The following is an 18,896-nucleotide window of genomic DNA, read 5'->3' as shown; positions in this document are numbered from 1 at the left end:
CCGGACCACTCTGTAAAGGGTAAAGGAGGCTCGTTCAGCCCATGACCATTTATCAAAACCTGATCGCCGGCGAATGGACCGGCGCCGACGCCGTCGAAAACATCAACCCGTCCGATACGAAGGAGGTCGTCGGCCTCTACGCCAGCGGCTCCGCCGCCGACACCAAGAACGCGATCGCCGCCGCCAAGGCCGCCTTCCCGGCCTGGTCGCGTTCCGGCATCTGGGAACGCCACGTCATCCTCAAGAAGGCCGGCGACGAGATCATGGCGCGCAAGGACGAACTCGGCGCGCTGCTTGCCCGCGAAGAAGGCAAGACACTGCCGGAAGCCATCGGCGAGACGATCCGCGCCTCGCAGATCTTCGAATTCTTCGCAGGCGAAGCGCTGCGCCTTGCCGGCGAAGTCGTGCCCTCCGTGCGCCCGAACATCGGCGTCGAGATCACCCGCGAGCCGCTCGGCGTCATCGGCATCATCACCCCCTGGAACTTCCCGATCGCGATCCCCGCCTGGAAGATCGCCCCGGCGCTCTGCTACGGCAACACCATCGTCTTCAAGCCGGCCGAACTCGTACCCGGCTGCTCCTGGGCGATCGTCGACATCCTCAACCGTGCAGGCCTGCCGAAGGGCGTGCTGAACCTCATCATGGGCAAGGGCTCGATCGTCGGCCAGACGATGCTCGACAGCCCCGACCTTGCCGGCATCACCTTCACCGGCTCCGTCGGCACCGGCAAGCGCGTCGCGGTTTCCTCGATCGAGCATAATCGCAAGATTCAGCTCGAAATGGGCGGCAAGAACCCGATGGTCATCCTCGATGACGCCGATCTTTCCGTCGCCGTCGAAGCGGCGGCCAACTCGGCCTTCTTTTCGACCGGCCAGCGCTGCACGGCATCGTCTCGCCTGATCGTGACGGAAGGCATCCACGACAGGTTCGTGGCGGCCATGACCGAGAAGCTGAAGACACTGAACGTCGATCACGCGCTGAAGACCGGCACGCATATCGGCCCGGTCGTCGACGAGAGACAGCTCAAGACCGACACCGATTACATCGAGATCGGCAAAAAGGAAGGCGCCAAGCTTGCCTTCGGCGGCGAGCTGATCGCGCGTGACACGCCCGGCTTCTACCTGCAGCCGACGCTGTTCACCGAAGCGACCAACCAGATGCGCATTTCCCGCGAGGAAATCTTCGGACCTGTGGCATCGGTCATCCGCGTCAAGGATTACGAAGAGGCGCTGGCTGTCGCCAACGACACGCCGTTCGGCCTGTCGTCGGGCATCGCGACCACCAGCCTCAAGCACGCGACGCACTTCAAGCGCAATGCCGAAGCCGGCATGGTCATGGTCAACCTGCCGACCGCCGGCGTCGACTTCCATGTTCCCTTCGGCGGACGCAAGGGCTCGTCCTACGGCTCGCGCGAGCAGGGCAAATACGCCGCCGAATTCTTCACAACCGTCAAGACCGCTTACACCCTGGCGTAACGACATCATCGGCTTCCGGGTCGCGCGAGGCGAACTGGAAGCCGTGAAGGACAGAGACTATGAAAAAGAAAGCTGAATGGCCGCGTAAGCTGCGGTCGCAGGAATGGTACGGCGGCACGAGCCGAGACGTGATCTATCACCGCGGCTGGCTGAAGAACCAAGGGTATCCACACGATCTGTTCGACGGACGGCCGGTTATCGGCATCCTCAACACTTGGTCGGATCTGACGCCGTGCAACGGTCATTTGCGAGAGCTCGCCGAGAAGGTGAAGGCGGGCGTATGGGAAGCAGGCGGCTTCCCGGTCGAGGTGCCGGTGTTCTCTGCATCCGAAAACACCTTTCGCCCGACGGCGATGATGTATCGCAACCTTGCCGCGCTCGCGGTGGAGGAGGCGATCCGGGGCCAGCCCATCGATGGCTGCGTGCTGATGGTCGGCTGCGACAAGACCACGCCGTCGCTTCTCATGGGGGCAGCTTCCTGCGACTTGCCCTCGATCGTCGTCACGGGTGGACCGATGCTGAACGGCTATTTCCGCGGTGAACGCGTCGGCTCAGGCACGCATCTGTGGAAGTTTTCCGAAATGGTGAAGGCTGGCGAGATGACGCAGGCCGAGTTCCTCGAGGCGGAGGCCTCGATGAGCCGTTCGTCGGGCACCTGCAACACCATGGGCACCGCCTCTACCATGGCTTCCATGGCCGAGGCGCTCGGCATGGCGCTTTCCGGCAACGCCGCGATCCCGGCAGTCGATTCCCGCCGCAAGGTGATGGCACAGCTCACCGGCCGGCGTATCGTTCAGATGGTTAAGGACGATCTGAAGCCCTCTGACATCATGACGAAAGAGGCCTTCGAGAACGCCATCCGCACCAATGCGGCTATCGGTGGATCGACCAACGCCGTCATCCACCTGCTCGCCATGGCCGGCCGGGTCGGCGTCGATCTTTCGCTGGACGATTGGGACCGCTGCGGCCGCGAGGTCCCGACCATCGTCAACCTGATGCCGTCGGGCAAGTACCTTATGGAGGAGTTCTTCTATGCCGGCGGCCTGCCGGTGGTGCTGAAGCGCCTCGGCGAGGCGGACCTCCTGCACAAGGACGCGCTGACGGTATCCGGCGAAACCATTTGGGATGAGGTCAAGGACGTCGTCAACTGGAACGAGGATGTGATCCTGCCTGCCGAAAAGGCACTGACCTCTTCGGGCGGCATCGTCGTGCTGCGCGGCAATCTGGCGCCGAAGGGCGCGGTGCTGAAGCCTTCGGCCGCCTCCCCGCATCTGATGGTGCACCGTGGCAGGGCGGTCGTGTTCGAGGACATCGACGACTACAAGGCCAAGATCAACGACGACAGCCTCGACATCGACGAAACCTGTGTCATGGTCATGAAGAACTGTGGACCAAGGGGCTATCCGGGCATGGCCGAGGTCGGCAACATGGGCCTGCCGCCCAAGGTGCTCAAGAAGGGCATCACCGACATGGTGCGCATCTCCGACGCCCGCATGTCCGGAACGGCCTACGGCACCGTCGTGCTGCACACCTCCCCGGAAGCGGCGGTCGGCGGGCCGCTCGCCGTGGTGAAAAACGGCGACATGATCGAGATGGACGTGCCGAACCGTCGTCTGCATCTCGACATTTCTGAGGAGGAGCTGGCCCGGCGGCTCGCCGAATGGCAGCCGAACCATGATCTGCCGACGTCCGGCTATGCCTGGCTGCACCAGCAGCATGTCGAAGGGGCCGATACCGGCGCCGACCTCGACTTCCTCAAGGGATGTCGCGGAAACGCGGTCGGCAAGGACAGCCACTAGCGGAGCGCATCGAGACAGCAAATCGATGAGGCGGGGGTGAAGCCCGCCTTTTTCGTTGGTTGGTGGAAAGAAAAGGCGCTTCAGCGCCGCGTCGCCGACTGTCCATGGCGGCGCCGATCCAGGCCCTTACCCACCATCCAGCTCGAGGTTTTCGATGAACGGGCCACGCGCCGCCGCCTGGTTCAAGCCGCAAGTGCCGTTCGAGGGCGGCGATGGCCAGCTTACATCAAACAGTCATACAGGCCGATAAGGGTGACGTCGATTTCCTGGTCGGCCCGCGCGGCTCGAAGATCCCGATGGACCGCGCAGGCCCTGGGGCCAAACGGTCACCAGCGTCAAAAGGCGGTACGAAAGTTCCGCCTTTTTCTTTGCGAACCGCATTTCTTCCGGAACGTTCTCGCCTCGCCGCCGTTACCGCGGTAGGGAGGGAACCATGCCTGGAGTGCAAAAATCGATTGTGCTCAGCGCCTTCAACCAGGATGAGCACGGTACCCTGATTCCGGCATTCGAGCCTCGGCAGATGAAGAGGGAAGAAACGGCCGTCTATATCGCACAGACGCTCGTCAAGGATTATGATGGGGTCGTCGTCTGGTGCAGCGAGAAAAACCATGCCATCGGCGAACAAGGCCCATCGGTGATCCTGTTCCGCTCAGGTCTGGTGCCGGAATTCGAGTAGCCATAGCCCTTATCGTATCAAAGCTCCGGGGCGGGCGAGGCAGGATGACCGTTTATTCCGTCAAGCACATCACGCATTATTCCTATAAACGGCCTGTTGCCTTTGGCCAGCACCGCGTGCTTTTCCGCCCGCGGGACAGCTTCGACCAGCGCCTTCTGGATGCAACGATGACAATCGATCCGGAACCGGCAGGAATCCGCTGGATACACGACGTCTTCGGGAATTGCATTGCGCTCGTGGATATAGACCGGCCGGCCGATCAGTTGCGGTTCGAGACCAATATTCGCCTCGACCACACGCCGCAGGTGCCGCTCGATCTCGAAATCGATCGAAAGGCGCTAACCTACCCTTTTTCCTACGACGACGAGGAGATGGCGGACCTTTCCTGTACGATCACGCGCCACTACGAGGATCCGGGTGGTGCGGTCGCACACTGGGCGCATCAGTTCGTCGGAACACGCTCGTCGGGCCAGACGGGCCACGTCCTGATGACGCTCTGCTATGCGATCCACGAGAGTTTCATCTATGCCCGCCGCTCTGAACATGGAACGCAGGCGCCGATCCAGACGCTGATGATGCGGCAGGGAACTTGCCGCGACTTTGCCCTGCTGATGATGGAAGCGGCGCGTTCGCTTGGCCTGGCCGCCCGTTTCGTCACCGGCTATATCTACGTGCCGGATCGCGACGGCTCGACGACGCTCGGCGGCGGCTCGACGCATGCCTGGTGCCAGGTTTATCTCCCGGGCGCCGGCTGGGTGGAATTCGATCCCACGAACGGCATCGTCGGCAACCACGATCTGATCCGCGTCGGCGTTGCGCGCGATCCTCGCCAGGCGGTTCCGCTCTGGGGCAGCTATGACGGAGCGGCGGACGATTTCGACGACCTGGTTGTGCAGGTCAACGTCACCACCCAACAGTAAAATATGGCGAAGGGTCTCTTCCCTGTGGAACCGAAAGGTTCTGCTGGCGTTCCTTGATGGCCTGCGGGCTTGCTGAACGAAGGAGCTTCCATGAAGATTCGCGCTGGTTTCACGATCGGCTATGAATGTGTGCAGCCAACGCCAATGCTTCTCGTCCTCAATGTCCACCCCTCGCGGCGTCCCGACCTTCTGACGGATCAGGTGCTGTCGTTCAGCCAGCCGATCGCGGCGTGGAACTACACGGATAGTTTCGGGAATTCCTGCACACGCATCGTCGCCCCGCCGGGACTGACCACGATTTCGACCGTGTTCGAGATCTACGACAGCGGCCAGCCGGATGCGGTGCCGCTGGATGCGCAGCAACACGAGATCAAGGACCTGCCGGACGACGTGCTCGTTTTCCTTCTCGGCAGCCGTTATTGCGATACGGACCGGTTGAGCGATTTCGCCTGGGCGACGTTCTCGAAGACGAAACCCGGCTGGCCGCGGGTGCAGGCCATTGCCGATTTCGTGCACGGCCATATCGAATTTGACTACCTGAAAGCCGATCTACTCCGTACCGCGCATGGTGGCTATTGCGACAAGACCGGCGTCTGCCGCGACTTCGCGCATCTTGCCATAACGCTCTGCCGCTGCCTGAACATACCAGCGCGCTATTGCACAGGATATCTCGGCGATATCGGCGTGCCGCCCGATCCCGCGCCGATGGATTTCAGTGCCTGGTTCGAAGTCTATCTGGGCGGCCACTGGCATACGGTCGATGCCCGGCACAACGTTCCGCGCATCGGCCGCATACTGATGGGAACCGGCCGCGATGCGACGGATGTGGCCATCTCGACCGCTTTCGGCCCGGCTGTATTGAAGCAGTTCGATGTCGTGACGGAAGAGGTGCCCAGCGATAACGACGCCATCTCCTGAACATTTTCACGATCAGCGGAAATCCCGTGCGGTGAGCGTCAGATTGTTTCCGCGCCGATTTGCATAGGCTCTGGCGGCTGCTTCCTGGATCGTAGAGCGTGCGGCGTCAAAGGCATTGAGACAGGCAAGCTCCGAAGCGTTCGCCGCAGCGGATTGTCCAAGCGCGGCTGCTTCGACGAGAAACCTGATTTCGAACATGCCGTCGTAGCCGGTAAAGCGTACAGCCTTCCTCGTTTCGTCGAAAGTACGGCTTCTGTTGGGAAAGATAAGCGTCATTCGGTTAGTCCTCCAAATGAGCGCGGTCAGCGCGAAGAGCTGCAGCGATCAGATCGCATTCAAAAGTGTGGGCACGCAGTTGCTGATTGAAATCGACGAGCTGTTCTGTGGCCAGCGAGGTCGGTTCTCCCCTCAGTAAAACACCCGCAATATGGGCTTCCTGCGCCGCGATGTGCTTTCTGTCTTCCGCCACGCGCCGGCGGGAAAGCTCCAGATCTTTCGAAGAATAAGCCATGGCTTATTATAGCACGGCTTTGAGCCGAAATCTAAGTAACGCCAAAATGAAAATCTTCCGATCTTCTTTTCTGCGAATAGTTTTAAGCCACGCTGGCCATCAGCTCTGGCTTTGCATCTGGCCCTGATCTTCGACCTTGACCATGACCGAGAGTTTCTCGCCCGGCGTGCCGATGCGCATGCCGGAAACAGGGGCTGCGTCGCGGTAGCACAGGCCGGAAGCGACGCGGACGTAGCGGGCATCGGGGCAGATGTCGTTTGCCGGATCGAAGCCGACCCAGCCGAGGCCAGGAATGTGCGCTTCGCCCCAAGCATGCGTCGCGGCCTGCTCCGCCTTTCCCTCCATCATCAGGTAGCCGGAGACATAGCGCGTCGGCACCTGCAGTGCGCGGGCCGCCGAAACGAAGATGTGGGCGTGGTCCTGGCAAACGCCGCTCTTCTTCTCCATCGCCTGTTCGGCGGTCGTGTCCGTGTTGCTAGTTCCCGGCTTGTAGTCGACCGCTTCGTGAATGGCCCCCATCAGCGCGTGCATCAGCGCGAGTTCATTGTCGCCGTTTACTGTCCGTATGAGTTCCCTGATGAGCCTGCCGGGCTTGGTGCGCGGCGTGTCGCGCAGGAACAGCCAAAGCGGGCAGAAGCCTGTATGCGGGCCGGTCACTCCATTGCGATCTTCGGTTTCGACTTCACCCTCGGCGACGATGCGCGTCACCTGCTGTTCGCCTTGCAGCGAGACGAGGTTCACATGGTTGCCGAACTGGTCGTCATACTCCACCTCTGGCTTGGCGCCTTCGACATGCAACGACCAGTTCAAAACGCTTTGACCGAAGGCTGAGGGCGGTGTCAGGCGCAGCCGCTGCAGCGAGAACTGCGACGGCTCGTCGTAGTGGTATTCGGTGACATGGCTAATCTTCAGTCTCATCTCATGCCCCGCTTATACGTAGAACCGATAGCCGTCGGAAATTTCCATGCCCAGCTGGTTGTTTCGATTGACGAAATCCTCAAGGAATTCGTGCAGCCCCTGGTCCATGACGTCCTTGATCTGCCTCGTTTGCAATGATGTCCGGATGGCGTCGGCGGTATCGTGGGCCGACAGCCGTTCACCACCGTAACTGCTCGATATATAACCGAGGTTGCTGACGATCTTTTCGTAGCAATAGGCCAGCGACCGCGGCATCTGGCCATTCAAGATCAGGAAGTCGGCGATATTGGCCGCCTTGTACTCCTCATCATAGGCCCAGCTATAGGAACGGTGCGCTGAAACCGAACGCAGGATCGATTCCCACTGCACATTGTCGATCGAGGACCCCACCTGCGAGATGGATGGCAGCAGCACGTAGTACTTCACGTCGAGAATGCGGCTCGTATTGTCCGCCCGCTCGATGAAGGTGCCGATGCGCGCGAAGTTATAGAGCTCGTTTCTCAGCATCGAGCCATGAAAGGCCCCGCGGATAAGGCCCGCGCGCCGCTTGATGACATCGATGACCTCGGGCATTTCGGCCGCCTTGAGGCGCTTGGAAAGCAGGGCCTTGAGCTCGATCCAGCATTCGTTGGTCGCCTCCCAGGTCTCGCGCGTCAGAGCCGTGCGAACCATGCGGGCGTTGTTGCGGCCGGAATCGATGCACGACATCACGCTCGACGGGTTCGAATGATCGCGCAGCAGATAGTCGATCGCATCGACCCTGGTGAGTTTGGCGTGCCCTTCGTCGTAGGCTTCGCGGACACCCGCACTCTGCAGCACGCCATCCCAGTCGTCGTCGCCTGTGCCGCTTCGGGTCAGCGACATGCGCAGGCCGGCATCGATAAGACGCGCGATATTCTCGGCGCGCTCGATGTAACGGAACATCCAGTAGAGTCCGTTTGCAGTTCTTCCGAGCATCAATCCTCCAATACCCAAGTGTCTTTGGTACCGCCGCCCTGGCTCGAATTGACGACCAGCGAGCCCTGCTTCAGCGCGACGCGGGTCAAGCCGCCCGGAATGATCTGCACCTTGTCGGAAACCAGCACATAGGGCCGCAGGTCCACATGGCGCGGTGCGATGCCCTTGTTGACGAGGATCGGCACCGTGGAGAGCGACAGCGTCGGCTGGGCGATGTAGTTGTTCGGTCGGGCCTTCAGCTTTTCGGCAAAATCGGCCCGCTCCTTTTTCGAGGCCGTCGGGCCGACCAGCATGCCGTAGCCGCCGGAGCCATGCACCTCTTTCACGACGAGTTCTTCGAGGTGTTCCAGCACATATTTGAGGCTGTCGGCCTCCGAGCAGCGCCAGGTCGGCACGTTTTCGAGAAGCGCCTTCCGGCCGGTATAGAACTCGACGATCTCCGGCATGTAGGAATAGATCGCCTTGTCGTCGCAGATGCCGGTGCCCGGCGCATTGGCGATGGTGATGTTGCCGGAGCGGTAGACATCCATGATGCCCGGAATGCCGAGGGCGGAATCGGCACGGAATGTCAGCGGATCGAGGAAGTCGTCATCGACGCGGCGATAAAGCACGTCGATCGCCTCATAGCCGCGGGTCGTGCGCATCTTCACCTTGCCGTCGATGACGCGCAGATCCGCCCCCTCGACCAGTTCCACGCCCATCATGTCGGCGAGGAACGAATGCTCGTAATAGGCGGAATTGTAGATGCCGGGCGTCAGCACGGCGACGCGCGGCTTGCCCTTGCAGCCGGGAGGGGCGAGCGAGGCAAGCGATTGGCGCAGCAGATACGGGTAGTCCTCGACGCGCTGGACCTTGTTCTCGTGGAAGAGTTCCGGAAACATCTGCATCATGGTTTCCCGGTTTTCCAGCATATAGCTGACGCCGGACGGCGTGCGGGCATTGTCTTCCAGCACGTAGAACTGATCCTCGCCGGTGCGCACGATGTCGGTGCCGACGATATGCGTATAGACGCCGCCGGGCGGGCGGAAGCCGATCATCTCGGAAAGAAACGTATCGTTCTTCTCGATCAGCTCACGCGGAATACGGCCGGCGCGGATGATCTCCTGCTTGTGGTAGATGTCGTCCAGAAAGGCATTCAGCGCAATCACGCGCTGCTCGATGCCCTGAGCGAGCTTCCGCCATTCGCGGCCGGAAATAATGCGCGGGATGATGTCGAAGGGAATGAGCTTCTCGGAGGAATCCGCATGTCCGTAAACTGCGAAGGTGATGCCGGTTTTCCGGAAGATGTTTTCCGCGTCGCGAGATTTGGCAATCAGATGCGCCCTGTCCTGGGCATTGTACCACTCGAAATATTTCTCATATGGCTGACGGGGATTTTCATCCCCGGTGTGATCATTTCATCAAATGCCAAAGGTGTGGCTCCCCTTCTTTTTGTTCATTTGAATACAATGCAAAAGGCAATGCAAGAACCATGCACAGTTCGAAGAGAAGATTCCTAAAATCCCCCTCGGCGCCAAAAACAGCCGAAAAACCGGGCATTTAGGCGGCTGCATCGCGAGGGCCTGGACGGCCGGTCGAGCGAGCACGACCAAAAAGTGGGCATGTGATTATTTTCCGCCCGCCCCGTCGAGGCAAATCGCGCCAGTGGACCTTGCGTGGAGTGCGCCCGCAAGGGCCGATCGCTCAGCCGTGCCCCGGTCCGCCTGCATTGACGATATCTTCGTCGATCACGCCAAGCGCCCGGTTCAGATGTCCTTCGAAGACAAGGTTCTGCTCGTCTGCGACCACTCGCAATTCCGGCATGCCTTCCATGCGCACTATATGCGATTGCCCAAGGCCCTCCTCAATCCCCTGCCGCAGCAGATCGTAGTAGCGCGTGCCCGGCCCGGTGATTGCGATCGGCATGCGCTCCGTCAGGCTCAGCACGCGCGACAGCCCGTTGCCGAGCGCAAGGCCCGCCTGGCGGAAGGCGAAGGCCGGCATGCGATGCCCCTGGCGAGCCTGCGCGGCGATCTTGTCGAGTTCGGCGACCGGCACGAATTTTGCCGGGATCGTATCGAGCGGCACTTCGAAGGCCGTTCGAAGGATCGCATAGAACCCGGCATGCGCCTCAATGCATCCCTTGGCGCCGCAACGACAGAGACCGCCATTGGCCATGTGCAGCATATGCCCGAAATTCGGCGCCGATATCTCGTGGCCGCCATGCGGCGTGCGCCTGACAATGCCGAGCCCGATGCTGTGGCCGAGCGAGAGTGCGCCAAGCGAGCGGAAATCCTCGCCCTTTACATTCTCCTCGCGCGCGCCGAGCGCGGCGGCGACGAGCAGTGTTTCATTGTCCAGGATAATCTTCGCCTGCCATTCCGGACGCAGCGCCGATTCGAAATCGATCTGCTCGCTGCCGAAGATCGGCGACCAGACGAGCACGGGCTCGAGCGAATTCACTAGCCCTTTGCTGCTGATTGAGATCAGCAAGACTTTGTTGCGGCTGATCCTGGAACGCTCCAGAATACGTGACAGACCCGCCTTGACCGCAGCCGCGAAGCGCGCCGCCCCGGCAGGGTCATGCGAACGTTCCTCGCTGAAGCGATCGATCAGCTTGCCGGCGTAATCCACCAGCGAATATTGCACGGCGTCCGACGAGATTATGACCACGATCAGATAGCCGCAGTCCCGCCGCTGCCGGAAAAGCACCCGTGGCCGTCCTCTTCCGCTTGCCGCCTGGTGCTCCGATTTCTCGATGATCTGCGCCTTTTCGAGATCGGCGGTGATCGCAGAAACCGTCGCGGAGGACAGGCGCGTGTAGTCGGAAATCTCGGTATGCGCGACCGCACCGTGGCGGCGAAGAGCGGAAAGCACCAGCACGCTATTCCTCTGCCGGACCAGCTCCGTGCTCGATTTGGTCAGCATGAATGCCGCCCTCTCCCCGTATTCCGCCCCGCTTTCACACCGAATCTCCAGCCGATTTTCGCAATGGAATTTAGCCGGTAGTGCGGTGTTGACAGTTGAAAAAATCTCTGACACTAAATTTCTCGACTGTCGAGAAAATAATTCATCGATTTCTGGACAGCGATCCGCGGCGGCCGGAGGAAACATTCGGGCTGGGTCGACCGCAATTCATTCGGGAGGACAATATGAAGTCTATTTTGAAGCTGATGGCCGGCACGGCCATCCTCATTTCCGTGCACACGGCGGCCATGGCTGCCGATCTCGTCGTCGGCGTTTCCTGGTCGAATTTCCAGGAAGAGCGCTGGAAGACCGACGAAGCCGCCATCAAGAAGGCCCTCGAGGCCAAGGGCGCAAAATACATCTCTGCTGACGCCCAGTCGTCTGCCGCAAAGCAGCTGACGGACGTTGAATCGCTGATCTCGCAGGGCGCGAACGCCCTCATCGTGCTTGCGCAGGACTCCGATGCCATCGCTCCCGCCATCGAAAAGGCCGCCGCCGAAGGCATCCCGGTGGTCGGCTACGACCGCCTGATCGAAAATCCGGCAGCCTTCTACATCACCTTCGACAACAAGGAAGTCGGCCGCATGCAGGCAAAGGGCGTCTTCGACGCAAAGCCTGAAGGCAACTACGTCTTCATCAAGGGTTCCTCGTCCGACCCGAACGCAGACTTCCTGTTCTCGGGCCAGATGGAAGTGCTGAAGGCCGCAGTCGACGCCGGCAAGATCAAGAATGTCGGCGAAGCCTATACCGACGGCTGGAAGCCGGAAAACGCGCAGCGCAACATGGAACAGTTCCTCACCGCCAACGACAACAAGGTTGACGCCGTTGTTGCTTCGAACGACGGCACGGCCGGTGGCGCAATCGCCGCTCTCGATGCACAGGGTCTCGCTGGTTCAGTCCCGGTCTCCGGACAGGACGCCGACAAGGCAGCACTCAACCGCGTCGCCCTCGGCACCCAGACGGTCTCGGTCTGGAAGGACTCGCGCGAGCTCGGCAAGCGCGCTGCCGAAATCGCCCTCGATCTCGCCGCCGGCAAGACCATGGACAAGATCGAAGGCGTTGAGACCTTCAACGGCGGCCCGAAGGGCGTCGCCATGCAGTCCGTCTTCCTGAAGCCGCTGCCGATCACCAAGGACAACCTCAACGTGGTCATCGACGCCGGCTGGATCAGCAAGGCGGAAGCCTGCCAGGGCGTCAAAGCCGGTTCGGTTGCTGCCTGCAACTAAATCGCTGCCGACAGGTTGAAAACAGTGCCGGCGCCGCAACGGCAAACCGTTGCGGCGCCGGATGCGGATCGAGATCCGGCGCCAGCCCAGGTCGCGACCGCTGATCGACCGCCATTACCCATCCCGACCCGATGCCGTCATGGCCGCTGAGACCGGATCTGCAGAGATCGGTGATGGTGATAGTTTAAGAACTGGGCGTAAGTGGCGGTTGACTAAGAAAAGCGCCGCAGCCTGCCCAAACGATGGGGGAACGGCAAACCCATGGCCGAAACGGTACATTCCACGACTTCCAACGGGCCGCGCAACGCGGAAGCCAATCCGGTGGCGCGCTTCTTCCGCGCGACGGAGATCGACACCCGGCTTCTCGGCATGGTCGGCGCGCTGCTGATCATCTGGATCGGCTTCCAGATCATGACCGGCGGCCTCTTCCTGACGCCGCGCAACCTCTGGAACCTCTCGGTCCAGACCTCGTCCGTCGCCGTCATGGCGACCGGCATGGTGCTGGTGATCGTCACCCGCAACATCGACCTTTCCGTCGGCTCCATGCTCGGCTTCTGCGGCATGGTGATGGGCGTCTTGCAGGCGCAGGTGCTGCCGCAATATCTCGGCTTCAACAGCCCCGCCACCTGGATCATCACGCTTGCTGCCGGCCTCATCGTCGGCGGATCGATCGGCATGCTCCAGGGCATGATCATCGCCTTTTTGAACGTGCCGTCCTTCATCGTCACCCTCGGCGGGCTTCTGGTCTGGCGCGGCGCCACCTGGTTCGTCACCAGCGGCCAGACAGTCGCGCCAATGGATATCAATTTCCGCATCATGGGCGGCGGCACGGACGGCTCGATCGGCGCCACCTGGAGCTGGATCGTCGGCGTCATCGCCTGCCTCGCCATCATTGCCAGCATCATCAATTCCCGCCGCCAGCGCCGGCGCTTCGGCTTCCCGCGGCGCCCGCTTTGGGCCGAATACTTCCTTTCGGCCCTCGGCTGCGTGCTCGTGCTCGGCGCCATCGCCGTCGCCAACAACTATTACTGGCCGACAAACATCGCCAAGAGATATGCGGAGGCAAACAGCATTCCCTGGCCGGAGTCCGGCCTCGATATTCCTTACGGCATTGCCGTGCCGGTTCTGATCGCCGTCATCGTCGGCGCGATCATGACCTTCGTCGCGACGCGCCTGCGCTTCGGCCGCTACGTCTTCGCCATCGGCGGCAACCCGGAGGCAGCCGAGCTCGCCGGCATCAAGACCCGCTGGGTCACGGTCCGCATCTTCGCGCTCATGGGCCTGCTCTGCGCCATCGCCGGCGCAATCTCGACCGCCCGCCTCAATGCCGCGACGAACGCGCAGGGCGAGCTGGACGAACTCTATACCATCGCCGCTGCCGTCATCGGCGGCACGTCGCTTGCGGGCGGCACCGGCACCATCGCCGGCGCCATGCTCGGCGCGCTCGTCATGCAGTCGCTGCAGTCCGGCATGGTACTGCTCGGAATCGACAGCCCGCTCCAGAGAATCGTTGTCGGTGTCGTCCTTGTCGTCGCCGTCTGGCTCGACACGGTCTACCGCGCCCGCGCCAAGTAAGAGGAGGCCAAACCATGACACACCAAAGCACTCCCCTTGTGGAATTGAAAAACATCTCGATCTCCTTCGGTGGCATACACGCCGTCGACAACGCCTCGGTCGACCTCTACCCCGGCGAAGTCGTCGCCCTCCTCGGCCATAATGGCGCCGGCAAGTCGACGCTGATCAAGATTCTTTCCGGTGCCTACAAGCGCGACGGCGGCGACATCCTGATCAACGGGGAACCCGCCGACATCCGCAACCCGCGCGATGCGAAGAAATACGGCATCGAGACGATCTACCAGACGCTCGCCGTTGCCGATAACGTCGATGCCGCCGCAAACCTCTATCTCGGCCGCGAGATCCGAACGAAGTGGGGCACGCTCGACGACGTCGCCATGGAGGCCTCGGCCCGCGAGGTGATGGGGCGCCTCAACCCGAACTTCAAGCGCTTCAAGGAGCCGGTAAAGGCGCTTTCGGGAGGTCAGCGGCAGTCGGTGGCGATCGCCCGCGCGATCCTCTTCAACGCCCGTATCCTGATCATGGACGAGCCGACGGCAGCCCTCGGTCCCCAGGAAACGGCGCAGGTCGGCGAGCTCATCAAGCAGCTGAAGAAAGAAGGCATCGGCATCTTCCTCATCAGCCACGACATTCATGACGTCTTCGACCTCGCCGACCGCGTCTCGGTCATGAAGAATGGCCAGGTCGTCGGACACGCCCGCACCGAGGACGTCACCAAGGACGAGGTGCTCGGCATGATCATCCTTGGCAAGGTGCCGCCAAAGGCGATCCCCGGCCCCGGCGCCATGCAGGTCTGAACGAATGGACCCGTGAACACCAAAGTCCCGCCGCTCGCAAGAACGGCGGACTTTTCAATTTTGGAGATTGAAGCGCAGCGCAAGCTAGGCTAAGAACCTGCCATCGGACAGGCGATTCAAACCGCCTCAGGCATGCACCCGTAGCTCAGCTGGATAGAGTGTTGGATTCCGATTCCAAAGGTCACAGGTTCGAATCCTGTCGGGTGCGCCATTTCCGTTCGGTCCATTCTGTGTCACCGCATAAGCGCGGACTCGCACCCGCAGTTCTCGGACTATGACCACCATAAGCGCGGACTGGCGCCTCCGGAATCCATTGTCTGATCGAAAAGTTGACAACAGGCGCGCCCACCATCCCTTGCGGTTCGGTAAATGTTGACAACGTGCGCCAAGGAGAAATCGCGACAAGGGATCAAAATTTTGGCCGATCACGGATTTGTGAACGACCCTCACTCATCCACGCGATTGCAGGCGGAAGCGCATTTCAGCGCAGAAAAGCACTCCTGATTGAATGTATAATCGTCCGTGCGGCGCAGGGAGGCCGTTACACTAGTGAATATACGATGGCGGACCGCAACTGCAGCCGAGCTTGAAGCCATCGCGATGATCGGTGCGCCTCTCAATGAGAGCGAAAAGAGACGTCGCGAAGAGGCGCTGAGATTGGCATCAGAGCCTGGACCTCATCGAACAAAGTAAAGCTCCCCCGTTGGCGGCCTGGGGACATCGATACCCTGAGGCCAGCCGTTTAAGGTTTGAGATCGAGCAGAGCGCGACCGCTTCCATCCATGGCGAATGGCACGGATGCATGTTGGTGGGACACCATCCAGCGGCCATCGCGCTTCACCAGGCCAAGGGTTTGACGAAACCAAAGATCGACCTCGGTGCCGTCAGTTTTAGTTCCCGTCATGCGCGTCAGACCACTCCAGAAAGCAACGTCTCCGCCGACCGTTAGCTTGGCATCGCAAACATCGCCACCGATCGGACCTTCCCAGGTATTGAACCACGCCTGCAGGCCTGCCTCGTCCTTGCCGTGATAGACGAGCGGCGGTGCTAGCGAAAACTCGACAGAATCATCGGTTTCGTAGGAAAGCGCGCCCTTGGCATCTTTTTCGCCGAGCGCGGAAGCGCGCATCGTTAGCATGGCGATAATCGCCTCTTCTTCGATATTGACTTTGGTTTCGTTGTTCATTGCCGTTCTCCTGTGCTGTTCAAGCAGAGGACGAACGGGGGAACGACAATCCGACACCGACACACGAAGCTAGTGGAAATTTCGCGCCTTCACCTTCAAGGTGTCGATATGGAGATCCGGGATTTATCCCGAGCCGGAGGCTATGCCGAGTCCATTCCCCAAAGCCCGCGATTTTCGGTAAATCCCGACAATACGCTCGGCATAGTATCTGGCGGGATCCTCGACAATGCGCAATTGCGCTCATTGCCGAGGAAGGTCTCTTGTTTCATTAGTCTAGCCCTTCAATCCGCCTCGGAGGCTATCTTTAATAGTCAGCGTGAGAATTGCAGGTCGCATCTATGGCTATTGCACCGTTCACGAAGCGCTGCTGCCGGATCGACCAATGAGCCTTTGTGTCTTTGTTGCCGTCGCGGACGAATAAGACGAGGTGCGGTAGAAGGCTTCTTTTTGGGAGGGAGAAAAAACCAAGATCAGAGATCGCGGGTTCTTGGTAACGCCATTTCGGCACGACGAGGCACCACGAGCGGCCGTCTGCCAGGGCGCCTCCGCGCCCTCAATGATTCGGCGGGTTTGCTCAGAACCGGCGAACGAAATTGTTGCAAGCACGATCGCGAGAACCGTAACCGGGATCGCGAGGCCACTGTCGCGGTGGACGGCCATGAAGATGATGACTGCGCTGGCAGTTAGGCCGATGCCCAGATCCAACATGCGCCCGCCTGAGCTGCCGCCGAGGAGGGAAGCTAGGCCGATCGTCAACGCAAGCCCCCCCACAGCACCTATGACTGCAAGCAAGACCCTGTCAATCCAGTGCGTGTTCTCGCCGAGCAGGATTTCTGATCTCAGCCAATCGTAATAAGCAGCAACGCAAAGCCGGAGTGCCAAAGCGACGAATACAGCCGAAATGAACAACGTCAGAAAGGCCGTTCCAATGGCATAGCCCGCGTCCTGATCGGACCAATGAATAAGGCCCTGAAGCAACCGGAATGATATGAATGCGAGAGCCGAGAGAGCGACCGATCTCCACATAAGGAACAGCGGTAGGAATGGGCTGAATAGCGCCAGCACGAAAAATGCGATGAAGGATGCCCAGGTCAGATTAGTTGCCATGAGGCGATCAAATCAGGGTTCTGTTAAAGTTGAACAAACGGTCGGCGGTTGCAGCCTCGGGAGTATCGATATGTTGCGCTATCTCCAGCCGCTTCCGTTGGTCCACTTCGGGCCGAAAGCGGCATTGGCCTCAAGCCAGCCCAAACGAGTATGTGCCAAGACGCGCTAGCTTGAAGTTGCAACGCTATACAGTCCTATGGTTGGCCAATAATGACGACCGACAGGTGGTCTTGCTGAAGTCGGAGGATTGGCGTCACTCGCTCAAGAACCGTCGTCGCGACTATCCTATTGCCATCTCCGAGCAATTCCAAAGACAGGGCAGCTCTGGCCGGTAGCGGAAGATAGCTCTCTTCCGCTCCGCGCAAATCCAGTCAGGGACCGCCTAGCTGATCGCATCGGCGAAAGGCGTGTCGGGATCAGAGACATAAAACAGGGCCATTGTCGTGGGCCTTTCACTCCGATTATGTCCGGTCATCGCAACGAGGGACGGTTCAACAAAGACGTTCCCCGCGTGCAGGATGACCGGGTCTCGACCATCGAGTTCCAACGTGAATTCGCCGCTCAGCATAAAGACCGTTACCGGAAACCGATGAGAGTGATATGGAGTGCGATCACCCGGCTCCAACGTCGCAAGGAGTACCCTTATTTCCTGCGCCTCCTGTTGGGGAAGGCTCTGGGTCGCCTCTCGGTGAAGGACCTTTAACTTGGCCATTCCGGTGGGCGCGGCGGATGTCGTTGCTCCGACTAAAAGAGCCGAGATCGCATCCTGTCCGTTAATGTCTTGCATGATTGCCTCCATTTCCAATTGCGCCACACTAGACAAGTGGCGGTTCGACCGGGAGCAGCACCATTGCAAAGGTTGCGCGCAAAAGCGCATAGTGGTCCTATGCTCGGCTGGGACGACATCAGATACTTCATCGCAGTTGCCAGGCACGGGAGCACCCTGTCGGCGGCAAGAGCGATGGGCGTCAATCAGTCGACGGTTCATCGCCGCGTCGCCGAACTGGAAGGGAGGATCGGGCATGGCCTCGTCCGAAGACATCCGTCGGGATACCAGCTAACGGAACTTGGCCTTGCACTCCTGCCATTGGCAGAAGACGCCGAGAAAGCGATGATCGCCATCGAACGGCAGGCGAAGGCCTACGCCAACGAACTAAAAGGCATCATTCGGCTAACCTGCCCTGAGCCCCTCGTGTCACGAATTTCCAACTCGCAGTTCCTGAGTGACTTCTACGAACTCTATCCCAGCCTCCGGGTGGAATTTGTGATGAGCGACGGCTATCTCGACCTGTCCAAGGGCGAAGCAGACGTAGCTCTCCGATCAGGCGAACAGGCAGATGAAAAGCTGGTGGGACGAAGGATCGGCGACTCAGTCTGGGCTGTATACGGCAGTCGCGACTACGTCCATCGCCATGGGACGTTGAATGGCCTCCATGACATCGCCAACCATACAATCATCGGATTTCAAGGCGCGCTGTCAAACCATCGTGCTGCAGAGTGGCTCCGACGGATAGCTCCCGATGCGGAGACCGCCGCGACGAACAACAGTGTTCTCGGTGTCCTCCATGCCGTAATGGCTGGCCTCGGAATCTCTCCATTGCCTACCACGATCGCCAACATGCATGAGACCCTTGTTCAACTCTCCGCACCGGTCGAAGAGCTGAACCGCGGGTGGTATCTGCTGACCCATCCGGACATACGAAAAACGCCAAGGATTATTGCCTTTTTCGACTATACCGTGGATCACCTCAACACGCTAAGACCACTATTGATGGGATGAGGACTCTGCCCTGTTGGACCTTTCTCCCGCTGGCGAAAGGGGAGCACCATCTTCTTCCGGAAAGCGCCATGAGCGGTCATCGTTATGTCTTGTAGCGGCGGTATG

The 18,896-nt window shown here is 60.3% G+C and carries 17 protein-coding genes, 1 tRNA gene and 1 pseudogene; 10 read left to right on the top strand and 9 right to left on the bottom strand.

Annotated elements, in window-relative coordinates:
* The first annotated feature begins 41 nt into the window (after positions 1-41).
* From ACZ9DP_RS20280 to ACZ9DP_RS20260, 5 genes are all read left to right on the top strand, one after another.
* Positions 42-1,475 carry an aldehyde dehydrogenase family protein gene (locus ACZ9DP_RS20280; protein ID WP_476203395.1) on the top strand — a complete coding sequence of 478 codons (1,434 nt, stop codon included), beginning with the start codon at positions 42-44 and terminating at the stop codon, positions 1,473-1,475.
* 59 nt (positions 1,476-1,534) lie between these two features.
* A complete protein-coding gene (gene araD, locus ACZ9DP_RS20275; protein ID WP_476203394.1) occupies positions 1,535-3,274 on the top strand; it encodes an L-arabinonate dehydratase in 1,740 nt (579 codons plus the stop codon).
* A 433-nt stretch (positions 3,275-3,707) separates the two neighbouring features.
* Positions 3,708-3,950 (top strand): hypothetical protein, encoded by a 243-nt coding sequence (locus ACZ9DP_RS20270; RefSeq protein WP_476203393.1) that lies wholly within the window; start codon positions 3,708-3,710, stop codon positions 3,948-3,950.
* A 44-nt stretch (positions 3,951-3,994) separates the two neighbouring features.
* Positions 3,995-4,870, top strand: coding sequence for a transglutaminase family protein (locus tag ACZ9DP_RS20265; protein ID WP_476203392.1), 876 nt, complete (start codon positions 3,995-3,997; stop codon positions 4,868-4,870).
* Between the two features lie 90 nt (positions 4,871-4,960).
* On the top strand, positions 4,961-5,788 hold the full coding sequence (locus tag ACZ9DP_RS20260) for a transglutaminase-like domain-containing protein (RefSeq protein ID WP_074069158.1): 828 nt from the start codon (positions 4,961-4,963) through the stop codon (positions 5,786-5,788).
* 12 nt (positions 5,789-5,800) lie between these two features.
* On the opposite strand, the gene ACZ9DP_RS20255 is transcribed toward ACZ9DP_RS20260, so the two are convergent.
* The 6 genes and pseudogenes from ACZ9DP_RS20255 to ACZ9DP_RS20230 all read right to left on the bottom strand — a co-directional run bounded on the left by ACZ9DP_RS20255 (position 5,801) and on the right by ACZ9DP_RS20230 (position 11,081).
* Positions 5,801-6,064: a DUF1488 family protein gene (locus ACZ9DP_RS20255; protein ID WP_074069159.1), complete on the bottom strand. Its 264-nt coding sequence runs from the start codon at positions 6,062-6,064 to the stop codon at positions 5,801-5,803.
* 4 nt (positions 6,065-6,068) lie between these two features.
* Positions 6,069-6,299, bottom strand: a complete 231-nt coding sequence (locus tag ACZ9DP_RS20250; RefSeq protein ID WP_194727671.1) for a hypothetical protein — start codon at positions 6,297-6,299, stop codon at positions 6,069-6,071.
* Between the two features lie 99 nt (positions 6,300-6,398).
* On the bottom strand, positions 6,399-7,217 hold the full coding sequence (locus ACZ9DP_RS20245; RefSeq protein ID WP_074069161.1) for a transglutaminase family protein: 819 nt from the start codon (positions 7,215-7,217) through the stop codon (positions 6,399-6,401).
* A gap of 12 nt (positions 7,218-7,229) precedes the next feature.
* Positions 7,230-8,174: an alpha-E domain-containing protein gene (locus ACZ9DP_RS20240; RefSeq protein ID WP_183922188.1), complete on the bottom strand. Its 945-nt coding sequence runs from the start codon at positions 8,172-8,174 to the stop codon at positions 7,230-7,232.
* Positions 8,174-9,585 (bottom strand): annotated as a pseudogene (locus tag ACZ9DP_RS20235) (circularly permuted type 2 ATP-grasp protein). Before ACZ9DP_RS20235 ends, ACZ9DP_RS20240 begins: the two are co-directional and overlap by 1 nt.
* Positions 9,586-9,857: 272 nt before the next feature.
* Complete coding sequence (locus ACZ9DP_RS20230) at positions 9,858-11,081, bottom strand: ROK family transcriptional regulator (protein WP_283068821.1); 1,224 nt, start codon at positions 11,079-11,081, stop codon at positions 9,858-9,860.
* A 224-nt stretch (positions 11,082-11,305) separates the two neighbouring features.
* On the opposite strand from ACZ9DP_RS20230, the gene xylF reads away from it, so the two are divergent.
* The 4 genes from xylF (at position 11,306) to ACZ9DP_RS20210 (ending at position 14,929) form a co-directional block, all read left to right on the top strand.
* Entirely contained in the window at positions 11,306-12,346 is a 1,041-nt protein-coding gene (gene xylF / locus ACZ9DP_RS20225; RefSeq protein ID WP_074069165.1) for a D-xylose ABC transporter substrate-binding protein, read from the top strand.
* A gap of 261 nt (positions 12,347-12,607) precedes the next feature.
* Complete coding sequence (locus tag ACZ9DP_RS20220) at positions 12,608-13,921, top strand: sugar ABC transporter permease (protein ID WP_022717107.1); 1,314 nt, start codon at positions 12,608-12,610, stop codon at positions 13,919-13,921.
* A 14-nt stretch (positions 13,922-13,935) separates the two neighbouring features.
* Positions 13,936-14,718 carry an ATP-binding cassette domain-containing protein gene (locus ACZ9DP_RS20215; RefSeq protein ID WP_074069166.1) on the top strand — a complete coding sequence of 261 codons (783 nt, stop codon included), beginning with the start codon at positions 13,936-13,938 and terminating at the stop codon, positions 14,716-14,718.
* 134 nt (positions 14,719-14,852) lie between these two features.
* Positions 14,853-14,929 (top strand) — tRNA-Arg (locus tag ACZ9DP_RS20210).
* 531 nt (positions 14,930-15,460) lie between these two features.
* Here the strand turns inward: ACZ9DP_RS20210 and ACZ9DP_RS20205 are convergent.
* The 3 genes from ACZ9DP_RS20205 to ACZ9DP_RS20195 form a co-directional block, all read right to left on the bottom strand.
* Positions 15,461-15,904 (bottom strand): YybH family protein, encoded by a 444-nt coding sequence (locus ACZ9DP_RS20205; RefSeq protein WP_476203391.1) that lies wholly within the window; start codon positions 15,902-15,904, stop codon positions 15,461-15,463.
* A 354-nt stretch (positions 15,905-16,258) separates the two neighbouring features.
* Entirely contained in the window at positions 16,259-16,660 is a 402-nt protein-coding gene (locus ACZ9DP_RS20200; protein WP_476203390.1) for a hypothetical protein, read from the bottom strand.
* Positions 16,661-17,393: 733 nt separating this feature from the next.
* The gene (locus ACZ9DP_RS20195) at positions 17,394-17,798 is read right to left on the bottom strand and encodes a cupin domain-containing protein (RefSeq protein WP_476203389.1); all 405 of its coding nucleotides are present in this window, start codon (positions 17,796-17,798) and stop codon (positions 17,394-17,396) included.
* A gap of 99 nt (positions 17,799-17,897) precedes the next feature.
* On the opposite strand from ACZ9DP_RS20195, the gene ACZ9DP_RS20190 reads away from it, so the two are divergent.
* The gene (locus tag ACZ9DP_RS20190) at positions 17,898-18,791 is read left to right on the top strand and encodes a LysR family transcriptional regulator (protein WP_476203388.1); all 894 of its coding nucleotides are present in this window, start codon (positions 17,898-17,900) and stop codon (positions 18,789-18,791) included.
* Positions 18,792-18,896 lie beyond the last annotated feature (105 nt).

Source organism: Rhizobium sp. USDA 4016, from assembly GCF_056279705.1.
Note: the sequence above shows the minus strand (reverse complement) of the source record. Positions and strands in the feature narration are given on the sequence as shown.